15 protein-coding genes, 2 tRNA genes and 1 pseudogene are annotated in these 15,866 nt (G+C 41.1%); 15 read left to right on the top strand and 3 right to left on the bottom strand.

What is annotated here, in order from left to right; genetic code table 11:
- Nucleotides 1–105 precede the first annotated feature (105 nt).
- Both DQN58_RS00940 and DQN58_RS00935 read left to right on the top strand, forming a co-directional pair.
- Nucleotides 106–181 (top strand) — tRNA-Phe (locus tag DQN58_RS00940).
- Between the two features lie 4 nt (nucleotides 182–185).
- A tRNA-Asn gene (locus DQN58_RS00935) sits at nucleotides 186–261 on the top strand.
- 209 nt (nucleotides 262–470) lie between these two features.
- Here DQN58_RS00935 and DQN58_RS00930 read toward each other — a convergent pair.
- Nucleotides 471–1,064: a YajG family lipoprotein gene (locus tag DQN58_RS00930; protein ID WP_006719435.1), complete on the bottom strand. Its 594-nt coding sequence runs from the start codon at nucleotides 1,062–1,064 to the stop codon at nucleotides 471–473.
- Nucleotides 1,065–1,166: 102 nt separating this feature from the next.
- Between DQN58_RS00930 and DQN58_RS00925 the strand changes: the two genes are divergently transcribed.
- The 12 genes from DQN58_RS00925 to DQN58_RS00865 all read left to right on the top strand — a co-directional run bounded on the left by DQN58_RS00925 (nucleotide 1,167) and on the right by DQN58_RS00865 (nucleotide 11,636).
- Nucleotides 1,167–1,478, top strand: a complete 312-nt coding sequence (locus tag DQN58_RS00925) for a BolA family protein (protein ID WP_006719433.1) — start codon at nucleotides 1,167–1,169, stop codon at nucleotides 1,476–1,478.
- Between the two features lie 357 nt (nucleotides 1,479–1,835).
- On the top strand, nucleotides 1,836–3,176 hold the full coding sequence (locus DQN58_RS00915) for a Na(+)-translocating NADH-quinone reductase subunit A (RefSeq protein ID WP_006719432.1): 1,341 nt from the start codon (nucleotides 1,836–1,838) through the stop codon (nucleotides 3,174–3,176).
- Nucleotides 3,177–3,178: 2 nt separating this feature from the next.
- The gene (locus DQN58_RS00910) at nucleotides 3,179–4,414 is read left to right on the top strand and encodes an NADH:ubiquinone reductase (Na(+)-transporting) subunit B (protein WP_006719430.1); all 1,236 of its coding nucleotides are present in this window, start codon (nucleotides 3,179–3,181) and stop codon (nucleotides 4,412–4,414) included.
- A complete protein-coding gene (locus tag DQN58_RS00905) occupies nucleotides 4,407–5,192 on the top strand; it encodes a Na(+)-translocating NADH-quinone reductase subunit C (RefSeq protein ID WP_006719428.1) in 786 nt (261 codons plus the stop codon). The genes DQN58_RS00910 and DQN58_RS00905 overlap by 8 nt, the downstream gene beginning before the upstream one ends.
- The gene (locus DQN58_RS00900) at nucleotides 5,192–5,821 is read left to right on the top strand and encodes an NADH:ubiquinone reductase (Na(+)-transporting) subunit D (RefSeq protein WP_006719427.1); all 630 of its coding nucleotides are present in this window, start codon (nucleotides 5,192–5,194) and stop codon (nucleotides 5,819–5,821) included. The genes DQN58_RS00905 and DQN58_RS00900 overlap by 1 nt, the downstream gene beginning before the upstream one ends.
- A 3-nt stretch (nucleotides 5,822–5,824) precedes the next feature.
- Complete coding sequence (gene nqrE / locus DQN58_RS00895; RefSeq protein ID WP_006719425.1) at nucleotides 5,825–6,421, top strand: NADH:ubiquinone reductase (Na(+)-transporting) subunit E; 597 nt, start codon at nucleotides 5,825–5,827, stop codon at nucleotides 6,419–6,421.
- 11 nt (nucleotides 6,422–6,432) lie between these two features.
- Nucleotides 6,433–7,668 carry an NADH:ubiquinone reductase (Na(+)-transporting) subunit F gene (nqrF, locus tag DQN58_RS00890; RefSeq protein ID WP_006719423.1) on the top strand — a complete coding sequence of 412 codons (1,236 nt, stop codon included), beginning with the start codon at nucleotides 6,433–6,435 and terminating at the stop codon, nucleotides 7,666–7,668.
- A 151-nt stretch (nucleotides 7,669–7,819) separates the two neighbouring features.
- Nucleotides 7,820–8,908 carry an FAD:protein FMN transferase gene (locus DQN58_RS00885; protein WP_006719421.1) on the top strand — a complete coding sequence of 363 codons (1,089 nt, stop codon included), beginning with the start codon at nucleotides 7,820–7,822 and terminating at the stop codon, nucleotides 8,906–8,908.
- A 73-nt stretch (nucleotides 8,909–8,981) separates the two neighbouring features.
- Nucleotides 8,982–9,239 (top strand): (Na+)-NQR maturation NqrM, encoded by a 258-nt coding sequence (gene nqrM / locus DQN58_RS00880; protein WP_006719419.1) that lies wholly within the window; start codon nucleotides 8,982–8,984, stop codon nucleotides 9,237–9,239.
- A 30-nt stretch (nucleotides 9,240–9,269) separates the two neighbouring features.
- The gene (locus DQN58_RS00875; RefSeq protein WP_006719418.1) at nucleotides 9,270–9,476 is read left to right on the top strand and encodes a tautomerase family protein; all 207 of its coding nucleotides are present in this window, start codon (nucleotides 9,270–9,272) and stop codon (nucleotides 9,474–9,476) included.
- Nucleotides 9,477–9,587: 111 nt separating this feature from the next.
- Nucleotides 9,588–10,739 (top strand): tRNA 2-thiouridine(34) synthase MnmA, encoded by a 1,152-nt coding sequence (gene mnmA / locus DQN58_RS00870; RefSeq protein ID WP_006719415.1) that lies wholly within the window; start codon nucleotides 9,588–9,590, stop codon nucleotides 10,737–10,739.
- A 75-nt stretch (nucleotides 10,740–10,814) separates the two neighbouring features.
- Entirely contained in the window at nucleotides 10,815–11,636 is an 822-nt protein-coding gene (locus DQN58_RS00865) for a hypothetical protein (protein ID WP_006719412.1), read from the top strand.
- 88 nt (nucleotides 11,637–11,724) lie between these two features.
- Here the strand turns inward: DQN58_RS00865 and DQN58_RS00860 are convergent, their stop codons facing one another.
- Nucleotides 11,725–12,369, bottom strand: coding sequence for a hypothetical protein (locus tag DQN58_RS00860; RefSeq protein WP_006719410.1), 645 nt, complete (start codon nucleotides 12,367–12,369; stop codon nucleotides 11,725–11,727).
- Between the two features lie 266 nt (nucleotides 12,370–12,635).
- On the opposite strand from DQN58_RS00860, the gene pckA reads away from it, so the two are divergent.
- Nucleotides 12,636–14,252, top strand: a complete 1,617-nt coding sequence (gene pckA / locus DQN58_RS00855) for a phosphoenolpyruvate carboxykinase (ATP) (RefSeq protein ID WP_006719409.1) — start codon at nucleotides 12,636–12,638, stop codon at nucleotides 14,250–14,252.
- A gap of 65 nt (nucleotides 14,253–14,317) precedes the next feature.
- Here pckA and ppx read toward each other — a convergent pair.
- A pseudogene (gene ppx / locus DQN58_RS00850) lies at nucleotides 14,318–15,864 on the bottom strand (exopolyphosphatase).
- Nucleotides 15,865–15,866 lie beyond the last annotated feature (2 nt).

Raw genomic sequence — 15,866 nt, 5'->3', positions numbered from 1 at the left:
GTTTCGCTTGTTAAATGTGCAAACAAGTTAATTATTTCGTATTTTTTAAAAATAGATGTTGACTTGAAATTCAAAAAAACGTTTAATACGCACCACTGATGAGTTGCCTCGATAGCTCAGTCGGTAGAGCAGGGGATTGAAAATCCCCGTGTCGGTGGTTCGATTCCGCCTCGAGGCACCACTATTCCTCCTTAGTTCAGTCGGTAGAACGGTGGACTGTTAATCCATATGTCGCAGGTTCGAGTCCCGCAGGAGGAGCCAAATTCTAGAAAGCCGCTAAGTAATTAGCGGCTTTTGTTTTTTCTGATTTTGTATTTTGCAAAGCAAAAAATAACGCATAAATCGGAATCAAATTTATGCGTTATTTTTATCTTTGGGATTGTGACCTAAAAACACTTGTTTTTTTTTACCGCTCTTTTCTGAACTCAGCTAAACTCAGCTAGAAAGTGCGGTGGTTTTTCACTGTGTTTTTAGTTAGCGTATTGATTAATTGCCTGAGTGACTTCTTGGTCTTTATAAATAGATTGAACAATGTCATTAAAGGTTTCACCTAACACCTTTTGGATCTCTGAGTTTTTGGCAGAGAATGCACCCGAGTGGCTACGTGTTGTACCAATATTTTTGGTGAATTGACCTTTAGCGCCTTGCACATGAATGGCTAACTGGATTTTGCTATCGATATCATAGCGTAAGTTTCCTTGATTCACTTTGGCAAAAAACTCTTGCACGTTTACAGTGACTGCCGCATTCGCGTTATTTGCCGTGCCGATGCGAAATCCTTTACTGATAAGGTTTTGTTGTTCAACTTGTTGGAATAGCTCGGTGACACTTGGCATCGCGGATAATTTGACGAGTTTCCCATCGGCAACATAACTGGAAATTTCAGGTGCTTGGCGCATATCGCGAGTGGTGACGTAAACAACAGCGGATTGGTTTACATTCATGCTCGCTTGTGGGGCAGTAGGTGTGAAACGCAATGTGTTTGATTCACTTTGACAGCCGCTCAATAATGCACTTGAAAGTAAGATTGAACCGAGCATTAAGGTTTTCATATTAAATTTCATAATATCCTCATTAGTTTGAATAAATTTGCGTTATTCTTACAAAGTTACAATGGATTGTATAGTCTCTCTCATTTAATTTAATCATTCGTTTTAGGAAGAAATATGTCAAAACAACAAGAATTAGAGCAACGATTATGCCAAGAATTTCAACCGCACTTTATTGCCGTCGAAAACGAAAGTTATATGCATAGTTCCGGGCGTGGTGCGGATTCACATTTTAAAATCGTATTAGTAAGTGACGCCTTTGAGGTGAGCAGCAAAGTTGCTCGTCACCGCAAAATTTATCAATTACTCTCTCAAGATTTACAAAATGGCATTCATGCCTTGGCATTGCATCTTTACACCAAGCAAGAATGGGATGAATTGGGGCAACAATTCCCAAAATCACCTCATTGTGCGGGTGTTGGGCAATAAGTCCCTTACCTCTTTGTAATTACCCAATAAAAATTAAAAAATTGATTTTTGGCAAATAATGTGAAGTTTTTCACAAAAATACATAAACAATCGGCTTTCAAAGTGGTAAGAACGTTATTATTTGGTTAAAATAAGCTAATTTTTTTAGCAAAAATTTAACGTTTTTACGGACGAAAATGTCCATAAAATTGAAACAGAATTTGAGTTTTATTTTTATCGGTTGGAGAGTGGTTATTTAGGCATAGCTGTGTTTTGCCGTTTTCTTCTTTAATCATTTCAACAACTATCACTCAAGACGAGGTAATAACCTTAGGGTTATTGCTGTATTTTTAATCTAACAAAAGTAGTGCAAACAATATGATTACGATTAAAAAAGGCTTGGATCTTCCTATTGCAGGAAAACCGGAGCAGGTAATCCATAACGGGAATACCGTTACTGAAGTTGCTTTGCTTGGTGAAGAGTATGTGGGAATGCGCCCTTCTATGAAGGTTCGCGAAGGTGATGTAGTGAAAAAAGGTCAGGTGCTTTTTGAAGACAAAAAGAATCCTGGTGTCATTTTCACCGCACCTGCGAGTGGCACGATCACAGCAATTCATCGTGGCGAAAAGCGTGTATTGCAATCTGTGGTAATTAAAGTTGAAGGCGATGAAGCGCTTTCTTTCGATAAATACCCTGCAGCTGAATTGAACACGTTAAGTGCGGAGCAAGTGCGTAAAAATTTACAGGAATCTGGTTTATGGACAGCATTCCGTACCCGTCCATTCAGCAAAGTTCCTGCGATTGATGGCGTACCTTCATCCATTTTCGTTAATGCGATGGACACGAATCCGTTAGCGGCAGATCCTGCGGTTATTATTGCTGCGTCCGAAAATGATTTCGTCAACGGTTTAACCGTGTTAAGTCGTTTACATGACGGCAACATTCACCTATGTAAAGCGCCTGACGATAAAATTCCGGCATCACATGCGAGTAATGTGGTGATTAATGAATTTGCCGGGCTGCATCCGGCAGGATTAAGTGGCACACATATCCATTTTATTGATCCGGTGGGAATCAATAAAACCGTTTGGTATATCAACTATCAAGATGTGATTGCTATCGGTAAATTATTTACCACTGGTGAGCTCAATGTAGAACGTGTGATTTCTCTTGCAGGACCACAAGTCAAATCGCCACGTTTAGTGCGTACGGTTATTGGGGCTAACCTTTCCCAATTAATGAAGGATGAGTTAAGTGCGGGTGAAAATCGCGTTATTTCCGGTTCGGTACTTTGCGGTCAAACAGCAAAAGGTGCTCACGACTATCTCGGTCGTTATGCATTGCAAGTTTCTGTGATCGAAGAAGGTAACGAGAAAGAATTCTTCGGCTGGATTACGCCACAACCGAATAAATATTCGATTACCCGTACCGTATTAGGTCATTTCGGTAAAAAATTATTCAACTTTACTACCGCAGAAAATGGTGGTGAGCGTGCGATGGTACCAATCGGTAGTTATGAGCGTGTCATGCCGTTGGATATTTTACCGACATTATTATTACGTGATTTAATCGTGGGCGATACCGATGGTGCACAAGCGTTAGGCTGTCTTGAATTAGACGAAGAAGACTTAGCGTTATGCTCTTTCGTTTGCCCGGGCAAATATGAATACGGTTCAATCTTGCGTCACGTTTTAGATAAGATTGAGAAGGAAGGTTAAAAATGGGTTTGAAAAATCTTTTTGAAAAAATGGAACCCGCGTTTTTACCAGGCGGTAAATACAGCAAGCTTTATCCGATCTTTGAATCGATTTATACCTTGCTTTATACACCGGGTACGGTAACGCACAAAAACACACACGTTCGCGATGCGTTAGACTCAAAACGTATGATGATTACGGTTTTCCTAGCATTGTTCCCTGCGATTTTCTACGGGATGTATAATGTGGGTAACCAAGCGATCCCGGCCTTGAATCAATTAGGCAATTTAGAACAATTAATTGCGAGTGATTGGCACTATGCCCTTGCAAGTTCATTAGGTTTAGATTTAACCAATAATGCAACTTGGGGTTCCAAAATGGCATTAGGGGCGATTTTCTTCTTACCAATTTACTTAGTGGTATTTACCGTATGTACGATGTGGGAATTATTATTCTCGGTTGTACGTGGCCACGAAGTGAATGAAGGGATGTTCGTTTCTACGATTCTGTTTGCCTTAATCGTTCCGCCAACATTGCCATTATGGCAAGCTGCACTTGGTATCAGCTTTGGTATCGTGGTAGCAAAAGAAATCTTCGGTGGTGTAGGTCGTAACTTTATGAATCCTGCGCTTGCTGGTCGTGCGTTCTTATTCTTTGCTTACCCGGCTCAAATTTCCGGTGACTTAGTATGGACTGCTGCAGATGGTTTTTCCGGTGCAACTGCACTTTCCCAATGGTCACAAGGTGGTCAAGCAGCATTGCAACATACGGTCACCGGTGAACCAATTACTTGGATGGATGCATTCATTGGTAATATTCCTGGTTCAATGGGTGAGGTTTCAACGCTCGCATTATTAATCGGTGGTGCAGTGATCGTATTCACCCGTATCGCCTCTTGGCGCATTATAGCGGGTGTGATGATCGGTATGGTCGGTACAGCAACACTATTCAACCTTATCGGTTCCGATTCTAACCCAATGTTCTCCATGCCTTGGCATTGGCACTTCGTATTAGGTGGTTTTGCGCTTGGTATGATCTTCATGGCAACTGACCCTGTTTCTGCTTCATTTACTAATACCGGTAAATGGTGGTACGGCGCGTTAATTGGTGTGATGGCAGTATTAATTCGTACAGTGAACCCAGCTTACCCAGAAGGGATGATGTTAGCGATCTTATTTGCAAACTTATTTGCACCAATTTTCGACTATATCGTGGTTCAAGCAAATATCAAACGTCGGAGAGCAAGAACAAATGGCTAAATTTAATAAAGATAGCGTTGGCGGTACAGTTACCGTTGTTGTATTGCTAAGTTTGGTGTGTTCTATCGTGGTTTCCGGTGCCGCAGTTGCATTGAAATCAAAACAAGATGAACAAAAAGCACTTGACGTTCAGCGTAATATTTTAACGGTTGCCGGCCTAATGAAAGAAGATAATGCTTCTGTCATTAAAGACACTTATAACAAGTTTATTGAACCGCGTTTAGTGGATTTGCAAAGCGGTGATTTTATTCAAGCATCAAAAGATGATGTGGAAAAATTTGATCCAAAAACAGCGGTAAAATCGACCGCACTTAGCCAAGCAATTCCTGCTGAACAAGATAAAGCGGGTATTAAAGTGCGTGCAAATCAGGCGCGTGTTTACCTTGTTAAAGATGAACAAGGTAATGTCAGCCAAGTGGTATTACCAATGTATGGTCGTGGTTTATGGTCAACAATGTACGGTTTCGTTGCGGTTGCCCCAGATGCCAATACCATCAAAGGCATTACTTACTATGATCAAGGTGAAACAGCCGGTCTTGGTGGTGAAATCGCTAATCCGCGTTGGCAAGCACTTTTCGTAGATAAAAAACTGTTTGATGATAATCAACGTGTGGCTATTCGTGTTGCTAAAAATGCGTCTTCTAACAAAGAACACGGCGTTGATGCCTTATCAGGTGCAACTTTAACCTCAAATGGTGTGCAAGGTTCTTTTGATTATTGGTTTAGCCAAAATGGTTTTGGTCCATTCTTAGCAAAATTTAAAGCGGGGGCAAGATAATGGCTGATGCAAAAAGCAATTTAAAAGCACTTTTGCTTGATCCGATCGCAAAAAATAACCCAATTGCGCTGCAAATTTTGGGTATTTGTTCTGCATTAGCGGTCACCACTCAATTACAAACGGCAATCGTTATGGCTGTCGCCGTGTGTTTGGTAACCGGTTTTTCCAGTATGTTTATCTCAATGATTCGTCATTACATCCCAAACAGTATTCGTATCATTGTGCAATTGGCAATTATCGCGTCTTTGGTAATCTTGGTTGACCAAGTGTTAAAAGCCTTTGCTTATGGTTTATCCAAGCAGTTATCCGTATTTGTAGGCTTGATTATTACCAACTGTATCGTAATGGGCCGCGCAGAAGCTTTCGCGATGAAATCCCGTCCGTTAGAAAGTTTTGTGGATGGTATCGGTAATGGTTTAGGCTACGGTGCGATTTTATTGATCGTGGCAACCTTACGTGAATTAATCGGTTCCGGTCGTTTATTTGGCTTCCCGGTATTCCAAACTATTCAAGACGGCGGTTGGTATCAACCGAACGGTTTGTTCCTTCTTGCACCAAGTGCGTTCTTTATTATCGGCTTCGTGATTTGGGGCTTAAGAACGTGGAAACCTGAGCAACAGGAGAAATAATCAATGGAACATTATATTAGCCTATTTGTGAAGGCGATCTTCATTGAAAATATGGCGCTTTCTTTCTTCTTAGGAATGTGTACTTTCCTTGCCGTATCGAAAAAAGTGTCAACAGCGTTCGGCTTAGGGGTTGCGGTCACCGTTGTGCTTGGCATTTCTGTACCGGCGAACCAATTTGTGTTTGAACACGTGTTAAAAGATGGTGCTTTAGTTGAAGGCGTAGATTTATCCTTCTTAAGCTTTATTACGTTTATCGGGATTATCGCGGGTATCGTTCAAATTCTTGAAATGACGCTCGATAAATTCTTCCCGGCACTTTATAACGCATTGGGGATTTTCCTTCCGCTTATTGCTGTAAACTGTGCGATCTTCGGTGGCGTATCCTTTGCGATTCAACGTGAATATACCTTCGCAGAATCCGCCGTGTACGGTATTGGTGCAGGCTTAGGTTGGATGCTGGCGATTGTTGCATTGGCCGGCTTAACTGAGAAAATGAAATATGCTGACGTGCCGGCAGGTTTACGCGGTTTAGGGATTACCTTTATCTCCGCGGGCTTGATGGCGCTTGGCTTTATGTCATTCTCCGGTATTCAGTTATAAGGAGTACATAAATGAACGAAACAACAATTCTTGTACTCGGTGTTGCAGCCTTTACAGCGATTGTTTTGGTGCTTGTTGCAATTATCCTGTTTGCTAAATCCAAACTAGTTGATTCCGGCGACATTACCATTCAAATTAACGATGACCCGAGTAAAGCCATTACCTTACCGGCAGGTGGAAAATTACTCGGTGCACTTGCCAGCAAAGGGATTTTTGTGTCGTCTGCTTGTGGTGGCGGTGGTTCCTGCGGTCAATGTGTGGTGAAAGTAAAAAGCGGCGGCGGTGAAATTTTACCGACAGAGCTATCTCACATTACTAAACGTGAAGCGAAAGAAGGCTATCGTCTTTCTTGCCAAGTTAACGTTAAAGGCAATATGGATATTGAATTGCCGGAAGAAATCTTTGGTGTGAAAAAATGGGAATGTACCGTTATTTCTAATGATAACAAAGCAACCTTCATCAAAGAGCTTAAGTTGGCGATTCCTGAAGGCGAAGAGGTACCATTCCGTGCCGGTGGTTATATCCAAATTGAAGCCGATCCACATACGGTTTACTATAAAGATTTTGATATTCCGAAAGAATACCATGAAGACTGGGATAAATATGACTTGTGGCGTTATGTGTCCAAGGTCGATGAGCATATTATCCGTGCTTACTCCATGGCATCTTATCCGGAAGAAAAAGGCATCATCATGTTGAACGTGCGTATTGCAACGCCTCCACCACGTCAACCGGATGCGCCTCCGGGACAAATGTCTTCTTATATTTGGTCATTAAAACCGGGTGATAAAGTGATCATTTCAGGTCCATTCGGTGAATTCTTCGCGAAAGAAACTGATAATGAAATGGTCTTCATCGGTGGTGGTGCAGGTATGGCGCCAATGCGTTCTCATATCTTCGACCAATTAAAACGTTTGCACTCTAAACGTAAAATGTCTTTCTGGTATGGTGCACGTTCTAAACGTGAAATTTTCTATCAAGAAGACTTTGACCAATTACAAGCTGAAAACGATAACTTCGTATGGCATGTGGCACTTTCTGACGCATTGCCGGAAGACAACTGGACAGGCTACACAGGCTTTATTCATAACGTGCTTTATGAAAACTATTTGAAAAATCATGAAGCACCTGAAGATTGTGAATACTACATGTGTGGACCTCCGGTCATGAACGCTGCGGTAATCAAAATGTTGAAAGACCTCGGTGTTGAAGACGAAAACATCCTATTAGATGACTTCGGTGGTTAATCCCGTTTTGGTTTAAAAACACCATAAAAACGACCGCACTTTCTTCTTAAGTGCGGTCAATTTTTACAGCGTTTTCCATCTTGATTCATCACACGCAAATCAATTTCAACAGTTGGTTTGCGTGTGATCCATTTTATGTTAGGAAAGTATTGTGCAAATCTCTCATTTATTCGTTCGCGGGCTTGCTTTTGTCGCCATCGCATTGACGTTAAGCGCTTGCGATCAGAAAGCAGCCTCACAACAAGCAGAAACGCAGCAAGCAGTGGCAGCAAAAAATGAAATAGTTGCCCTGAGTGGTAAAACGATGGGAACCACTTATCACATTAAATATTGGGGTAATAATGAAGTTTCTATCACATCACAACAAGCGCATGAACAGATTGAGTCGATTCTGAAAGCGGTGAACGCCAAAATGTCCACTTACATCCAGGATTCTGAAATCAGTCGTTTTAATCAAAATACACAGACAAATACACCGATCGAAATCTCGGCAGATTTTGCGCTTGTGGTTAAAGAAGCAATGCGCTTAAATCAAGTGACCCAAGGGGCGTTGGATGTGACTGTTGGGCCAGTGGTTAATCTTTGGGGCTTTGGACCGGAAAAGCGCGTGGAAAAACAGCCAACGCAAGAGCAAATTACTGAGCGACAAGCTTGGGTCGGGATTGATAAGCTATCACTCACTGAAGAGAGTGGTAAGTTTTTTCTCGCAAAAAGCGTACCACAGCTTTATGTGGATCTTTCTTCTATCGCGAAAGGTTTCGGTGTTGATCAAGTAGCGGATTATTTAGAAAGTATTCATGTGCAAAACTACATGGTGGAAATCGGCGGTGAAATTCGTGCTAAAGGAAAAAATGCCGAAAATAAACTGTGGCAGATTGCGATTGAACGTCCGACGTTTGATGGCAAACAAGCCGCTCAACAGATCATCGGATTAAATAATATGGCGATGGCAACGTCAGGTGACTATCGTAATTATTTTGAACAAGATGGTGTGCGTTTTTCCCACGAAATTGATCCGAAAACAGGCTACCCGATTCAACACGCGTTAGCCTCAATTACCGTATTAGCGCCAAGCTCTATGACGGCTGACGGCCTTTCCACCGGTTTATTTGTATTAGGCGAGGAAAAAGCCTTAGCGGTGGCTGAACGGGAAAATTTGCCGATTTTTATGATCATTAAGGACGGCAAAGGTTATCGTACGGAAATGTCTTCTGCATTTAAGCAATTCTTGGCTCAGTAAAAAACAGAGTTAGAAAGGACCGCACTTTGAGTGATAAAGTGCGGTAGATATTTAGAGTATTTATGGAGAGATTATGAAATTATTCTTAGTGACTTTTGGGATTTTCATCCTGATTATTTTGGCCATGGCATTGGGCTATATTGTGAAACGCCAAGCGCTGAAAGGCAGTTGTGGCGGTTTATCGTCTTTAGGGATTGCGAAAGCCTGTGACTGCGATAAACCTTGCGATACGCTCCAAGAAAAATTGGATGCAGGCGATGAAAACGCAAAGGCAGAATATGAACAAAAATTTGCGCAAAAAGAGAAAGCTCAATTTTACGAAGTGAAGTAGTTCCATTTAACGTTGTGATGAGAGAACAGTATGCCCTATGTCAATATTAAAGTGACTGGTGGTGCAGAGGCGCCGACAGCTAAACAAAAAGAGGAGTTAATTGAAGGTGTCACCCATTTATTACAGAAAGTGTTAAACAAAAATCCCGAAACGACAGTGGTGATTATTGACGAAGTCGATATGGATAACTGGGGGATTAGAGGGAAAACGGTAACTTCTCGACGTTCAATGAAGTGATCATACCGTAACCTGTATGAAAGTGCCCGAAATTGTCGGGCATTTTTACTCTTACTTGATTTGCGGTAGAATGCCAAATTATTTATTTAGTGGAACGTTTATTACTAAACTATGAAATCACAAACCTACGAAAAACATTTCCCGAAACTCTCTGCTGAACAACTTGCCGAAAATGGCACGAAAAAAGTCATTTGTGGCATGTCAGGCGGGGTAGATTCCTCTGTGTCTGCTTTTATTCTGCAACAACAAGGCTACCAAGTGGAAGGCTTGTTTATGAAGAATTGGGAAGAGGATGACGACACCGATTATTGTACAGCTGCTGCGGACTTAGCTGACGCTCAAGCTGTGTGCGACAAGCTTGGCATTAAGCTGCATAAAATCAATTTTGCGGCAGAGTATTGGGATAATGTATTTGAACATTTCCTTAACGAATACAAGGCTGGTCGTACTCCGAATCCGGATATTCTGTGTAACAAAGAAATTAAATTTAAAGCCTTTTTAGAATATGCCGCAGAAGATTTAGGCGCGAACTATATCGCTACCGGACATTATGTACGCCGCCGAGGAGCAGATGATAACGCACAATTATTACGCGGTTTGGATGCCAACAAAGACCAAAGTTATTTCCTTTACACCTTAAGTAAAAAACAAGTGGGACAAAGTCTGTTTCCTGTTGGCGACATTGAAAAACCGATTGTACGTGCGATTGCCGAAGATTTAGGTTTGATCACGGCGAAGAAAAAAGATTCTACCGGCATTTGTTTTATTGGTGAGCGTAAATTTAAGGATTTCTTAGCCCGTTACTTGCCGGCGCAACCGGGCAACATTCGCACGGTAGAGGGTGACATTATTGGTCGCCACGATGGTTTGATGTATCACACATTGGGCCAACGCAAAGGCTTGGGCATTGGTGGCGTGAAGGGGGCTAGTGAAGAAGCTTGGTATGTGGTGGAAAAAGATCTTGTCAATAACGAGTTAATTGTGGCACAGGGGCATGATCACTCAGCGTTACTTTCTACCGGTTTAATCGCACAACAATTGCATTGGGTCGATCGTCAACCGATTCGTGAACCGTTGCGTTGTACCGTGAAAACCCGTTATCGCCAAACGGATGTGCCTTGTACGATTGAGCCGATTGACGACGAAAGTATCAAAGTCATTTTTGATGAGCCGCAAATTGCGGTCACGCCGGGGCAATCAGCCGTCTTCTATTTGGATGAAGTTTGCCTTGGTGGTGGTATCATTGAGCAACAGCTAAAATAGAACAGAAAAGTGCGGTCTAAAATTCATATGTTTTTTAGACCGTACTTTTTTAGTTATTTATCTAACGGATCTTCTATGCGACACATTTTATTAGGATGCCTTTTAACCCTGTTTTCCACCGTACTTTTTGCCACCCCAAAAACTGATTTAGCCTTATTAAATCTAAAAGGGGCAGTTAAAAAATGGGAAAGAAAATTGATTGATCGTGATAGCTCTAAAGTTGATGAACATGAGATTACCTACTTTAATCCTCAGGGATTTAAAACTAGACAAGAGATTTTAGGGCGTTTTACACAGGTATTACACTTTGTTTATGATGAACAAGGGCGATTGGTTAAATCTTTTGAGACGGGTGATAATGTTTTTAATGAATATCACTATCGCACTAATCCTGATGGGACGTTGACAGTTATTCAGAAATTAAAAATGGAAGGCTCCCCAACACGGATCGTATCTGAAAATACCTATGACAAAAATGGGTTGTTACTCGTTGAAAAAACAGAAGATGAGTCTTGTGAAGAAGGTTGCGAAAAACTTGAAAATGGGATGAACAAATATAGCCATCATTATGATGAGCATGGAAATATTCTGGAAACTCGAAATGAGATTTTTGGTGGCGAACCTTTTAAATATGTCAACAAATATGTTGATGGTAAATTAGTTGAACAAACGCAATTTGCATATGGTGGGCGAGAAGTAACGACTTTTGATACCAATGGAAATAAAATCCAATTTGAAGATTTTCCTCCTTATGGATTTGGTGATGGTAGCGTATCTTCCGTAAAAATCTGGAAAAACACGTTGGATAACTATGGTAATGTAGTGAGAATTGAAGAGTTTGATAATCGTAATAATCCTAGCAGTACTATTGTTGAAAATTCATACGAATATTATTAGCTTAAAGTGCGGTCTAAAATTCATATGTTTTTTAGACCGCACAATAATAAAGCCACCTATTTGGTGGCTTTATTTTTTCATGAAAAGATTAATTTTTGACAAAATCGCTAAAAGTAAGCTCGTATTCATCACCATCCCGACTGTAGGAAATAAAGCGCGGGAATTTTTCCCCTTCGTGTTTTTTTACCACAATATCTTTGCCACCAGTTTTAAATTGATAGGTGATTTCAGTCACCTCTTGTTTGTTGTATTTCACTTGTTTTTTCGTTGTGTTTAGCACTACGTTTTCCATCGGATAAAGCTTTTTACCATTCGTGATTTGGAAGCTATTTGGCAACTTGCCGTAATAACTTAGCTGGAAGGCTACCGTAAATAAATCATAGGTTGGTAAGGTTAACTCTTCAGTTTTGAGTCCATTTTTTATTTTGCCGTACTCAATTTTTCGATTGGCAATTTTTGCTTCCGCATAAGGTTTGTCATTACGCGTGTCTTTGTAGCTGAACATGTTAAAAACATTGCTACTTTGCGCACCTTTCGAGATAAATTGAATTTTGTACAAGGGGATATTGATGTTGGCATTGATCGTATATTCAAAGCCATCGGAGTGAAAATGCACATAAGCAGGCATGAGATAATTGGAGCTGTATTTGATGTTCAAATCCGTTGCTTCGGCAGCTTGTACACCGGGAATATAAAGTAATGTAGCAAGTAAAAATAATTTGAGTAATTTCATGTGATTCCTTTTATCTCATTAAATTGTTGTGCAACTTAGAACGAGCCTTCAAGCATAAGTTCCCACTTGAAAGTGCGGTGCTTTTTGGACGCGTTTTGATAAAGCGGTGAGCGGCTTTTCCAAAAGGCGGATAAATTCTCCCTAAAATCGAATAAAAAAGAAAGTAATGTTCAAATATTTGATCAAGATAACAGTTTTTAGGTAGAAATTTTCATAGAATAAGGACAGTTTTTATTTTTAACACTTTTAACACAAAGAGGTAATCTATGACTGACTTAAGTAAAGTTATTAAAGAACTTGAAGCGCTTGGTATTCATGATGTCAAAGAGGTTGTTTATAACCCAAGTTATGAACAATTATTTGAAGAAGAAACTAAACCAGGCTTGGAAGGTTTTGAAAAAGGTACGTTGACCACAACCGGCGCCGTAGCTGTTGATACCGGCATCTTTACCGGTCGTTCACCTAAAGATAAATATATTGTGTTGGATGACACCACAAAAGACACTGTTTGGTGGACTTCCGATGCAGCGAAAAACGATAATAAACCAATGACCCAAGAAACTTGGGCAAGCTTGAAAGGCATTGTGACTAAACAACTTTCCGGTAAACGTCTATTTGTGGTTGATGGTTTCTGTGGTGCTAGCGAACAAGACCGCATTGCGGTACGTATCGTGACTGAAGTGGCATGGCAAGCACATTTCGTGAAAAACATGTTTATTCGTCCGACAGAAGCTGAATTGAAAAATTTCAAACCAGGTTTCGTAGTAATGAATGGTTCTAAATGCACCAACCCGAACTGGAAAGAACAAGGTTTGAACTCTGAGAACTTCGTTGCATTTAACTTGACTGAACGTGTTCAATTAATCGGCGGTACTTGGTACGGCGGTGAAATGAAGAAAGGTATGTTCTCCATGATGAACTACTTCCTACCGCTTAAAGGTGTTGGTGCAATGCACTGTTCCGCTAACGTAGGTAAAGATGGCGATGTGGCTGTATTCTTCGGCTTATCCGGTACCGGTAAAACCACCCTTTCTACCGATCCAAAACGTGAATTAATCGGTGACGATGAACACGGTTGGGATGATGTGGGTATCTTCAACTTTGAAGGTGGCTGCTATGCGAAAACTATTCACCTTTCTGAAGAAAACGAACCGGATATTTATCGCGCAATCCGTCGTGATGCGTTATTAGAAAACGTGGTTGTGCGTGCAGATGGTTCTGTTGACTTTGATGACGGTTCCAAAACAGAAAATACTCGCGTGTCCTACCCGATTTATCACATCGATAACATCGTTAAACCGGTTTCCCGTGCAGGCCACGCAACGAAAGTAATTTTCTTAACTGCAGATGCATTCGGCGTGTTGCCACCGGTTTCTAAATTAACTCCGGAACAAACCAAATACTACTTCTTATCTGGCTTTACTGCAAAATTAGCGGGTACAGAACGTGGTATTACCGAACCAACCCCAACTTTCTCAGCTTGTTTTGGTGCAGCGTTCTTAACTTTACACCCAACTCAGTATGCGGAAGTGTTAGTGAAACGTATGCAAGCGGTAGGTGCGGAAGCTTACTTAGTGAACACCGGTTGGAACGGTACAGGTAAACGTATCTCTATTAAAGATACTCGCGGTATTATCGACGCGATCTTAGATGGTTCTATCGAAAAAGCTGAAATGGGCGAATTACCAATCTTCAATTTGGCAATTCCTAACGCTTTACCAGGTGTTGACCCAGCTATCTTAGATCCGCGTGACACTTACGCAGACAAAGCACAATGGGAAGCAAAAGCGAAAGATCTTGCTGGTCGTTTCGTGAAGAACTTCGAAAAATATGCAACAAATGCTGAAGGTAAAGCATTGATTGCTGCAGGTCCTAAAGCGTAATCTGACGAAAGAATAAAAATCCCCGCTATTATCCGCGGGGATTTTTTTATGGAAGAGTAAATCAATTAACGAGCTGATAAGGATAATCCCAATGTCTGCAAGAAACGATGTTCTAATGCCAGATCGTTTTTTACTAATGGGTTATGTTGTAGATAATCCGTTTCAAATGTTAAGTGCCAATCTACCAAAGTGCGGTCAGTTTTTAATGTAATTTTTTGAGGTTTTTCTGTCGCTTGACGGGCTCGATTGAGAATAATTGCTAAGCGTAAAATGCGAATTAATGCCAACACATCTTGCTCGTGATAACGAGAAAATTTAAACATCTCCGGCAATTTGAAATTCCCTAAGTGATAACGTGCCAAAGTTGACAGTAAACGATGTTGCTCGTTGTCATAACCCGGTAACTCAGTGTTGTATAAAATATACGCAGAGTGTTTTTGTAGATTTTTGTGATTGATGACAATCCCCACTTCATGTAACGCGCAGCCCACAAGAGAACGTCTTTCATTTCAGCAACCATTTCTTGGTTTTGCCAATGTTGGTATTGCTCAAATAGTAACGAGGCGCTTTGATATACCCGTTCACTCTGTGCTTGGTCAATATTAAACTGTTCCATCAGACCAAGTGCGGTGCGTTCACGAATATTATTGACTTGGAAGTTTTGCTCCAAGCTATACATTACCCCTTCCCGCAGAGCACCATCGGAATAACGCATTTTCTCAATTTGAAAGTTTTCAAAAACCGCACTTAAAATGGCTAAGCCCGGCACAAAAACGTCAGCACGATCATGATTTAGTCCGTTAAATTGGATTTGATCAAAGTGGCTAAATTGCAAAGTTTGTTGAATGAGTCGGTTCAAGCGTTCAGCAGTAATAGTGCCATTCGGATCAATGTTTTCACAAATAACTTGATGGACGGTTTTAATTGTACCGGACGAGCCGAGCACGGATTGCCAACCCAAATTTCGGTATTCCCAAGCGAGATCTTCAATTTTGTTTAAAGCGCTTTGTTTTGCCAGACGAAAATTTTCTTCATTGATTTGACCGTGAGGAAAAAATTGCTTGGCAAAACTCACACAACCCATATGGCGGCTTTCGTAAATTAATGGCGTAAAGTTATCGCCGATGATCATCTCTGTTGACCCGCCCCCGATATCGATAACAAATTTTCGACCAATTTCAGGCTGTGTATGGCAAACGCCGGCGTAGATGGTTTTCGCTTCCGTTTTACCGCTGATGATGTGAATAGGATAAGGGAAGACTTTTGCCGCTTGACGTAGGAATTCTTCATTGTTCACAGCACGGCGTAAGGTATATGTGCCGACGACATTGACGTTGTCGGCAGGAAACCCCTGTAAGCGTTCTGCAAATAATGCTAAACAGTTAACACCACGTTCAATCGCGGCTGGACTTAGCACTTGATTCTCATCTAACCCCTCGGCAAGCTGTACTTTTTGCTTAAGACGGGAAAGTACTTGTAGTGTGCCGTTTACAATGCGGGCAATAATCATGTGAAAGCTATTAGAGCCGAGATCAATGGCAGCAATTTCACGCACTTCGCCGCGTCGCGCATGCAGTTCATTGGCTTTACTGAGTAAGTTTTCGTTATTCATAG

The organism is Aggregatibacter segnis ATCC 33393 (genome assembly GCF_900476035.1).
GTDB classification, from domain to species: Bacteria; Pseudomonadota; Gammaproteobacteria; order Enterobacterales; family Pasteurellaceae; genus Aggregatibacter; species Aggregatibacter segnis.
The sequence above is the reverse complement of the archived record's forward strand: the minus strand, read 5'-3'. Positions and strand labels throughout refer to the sequence as shown.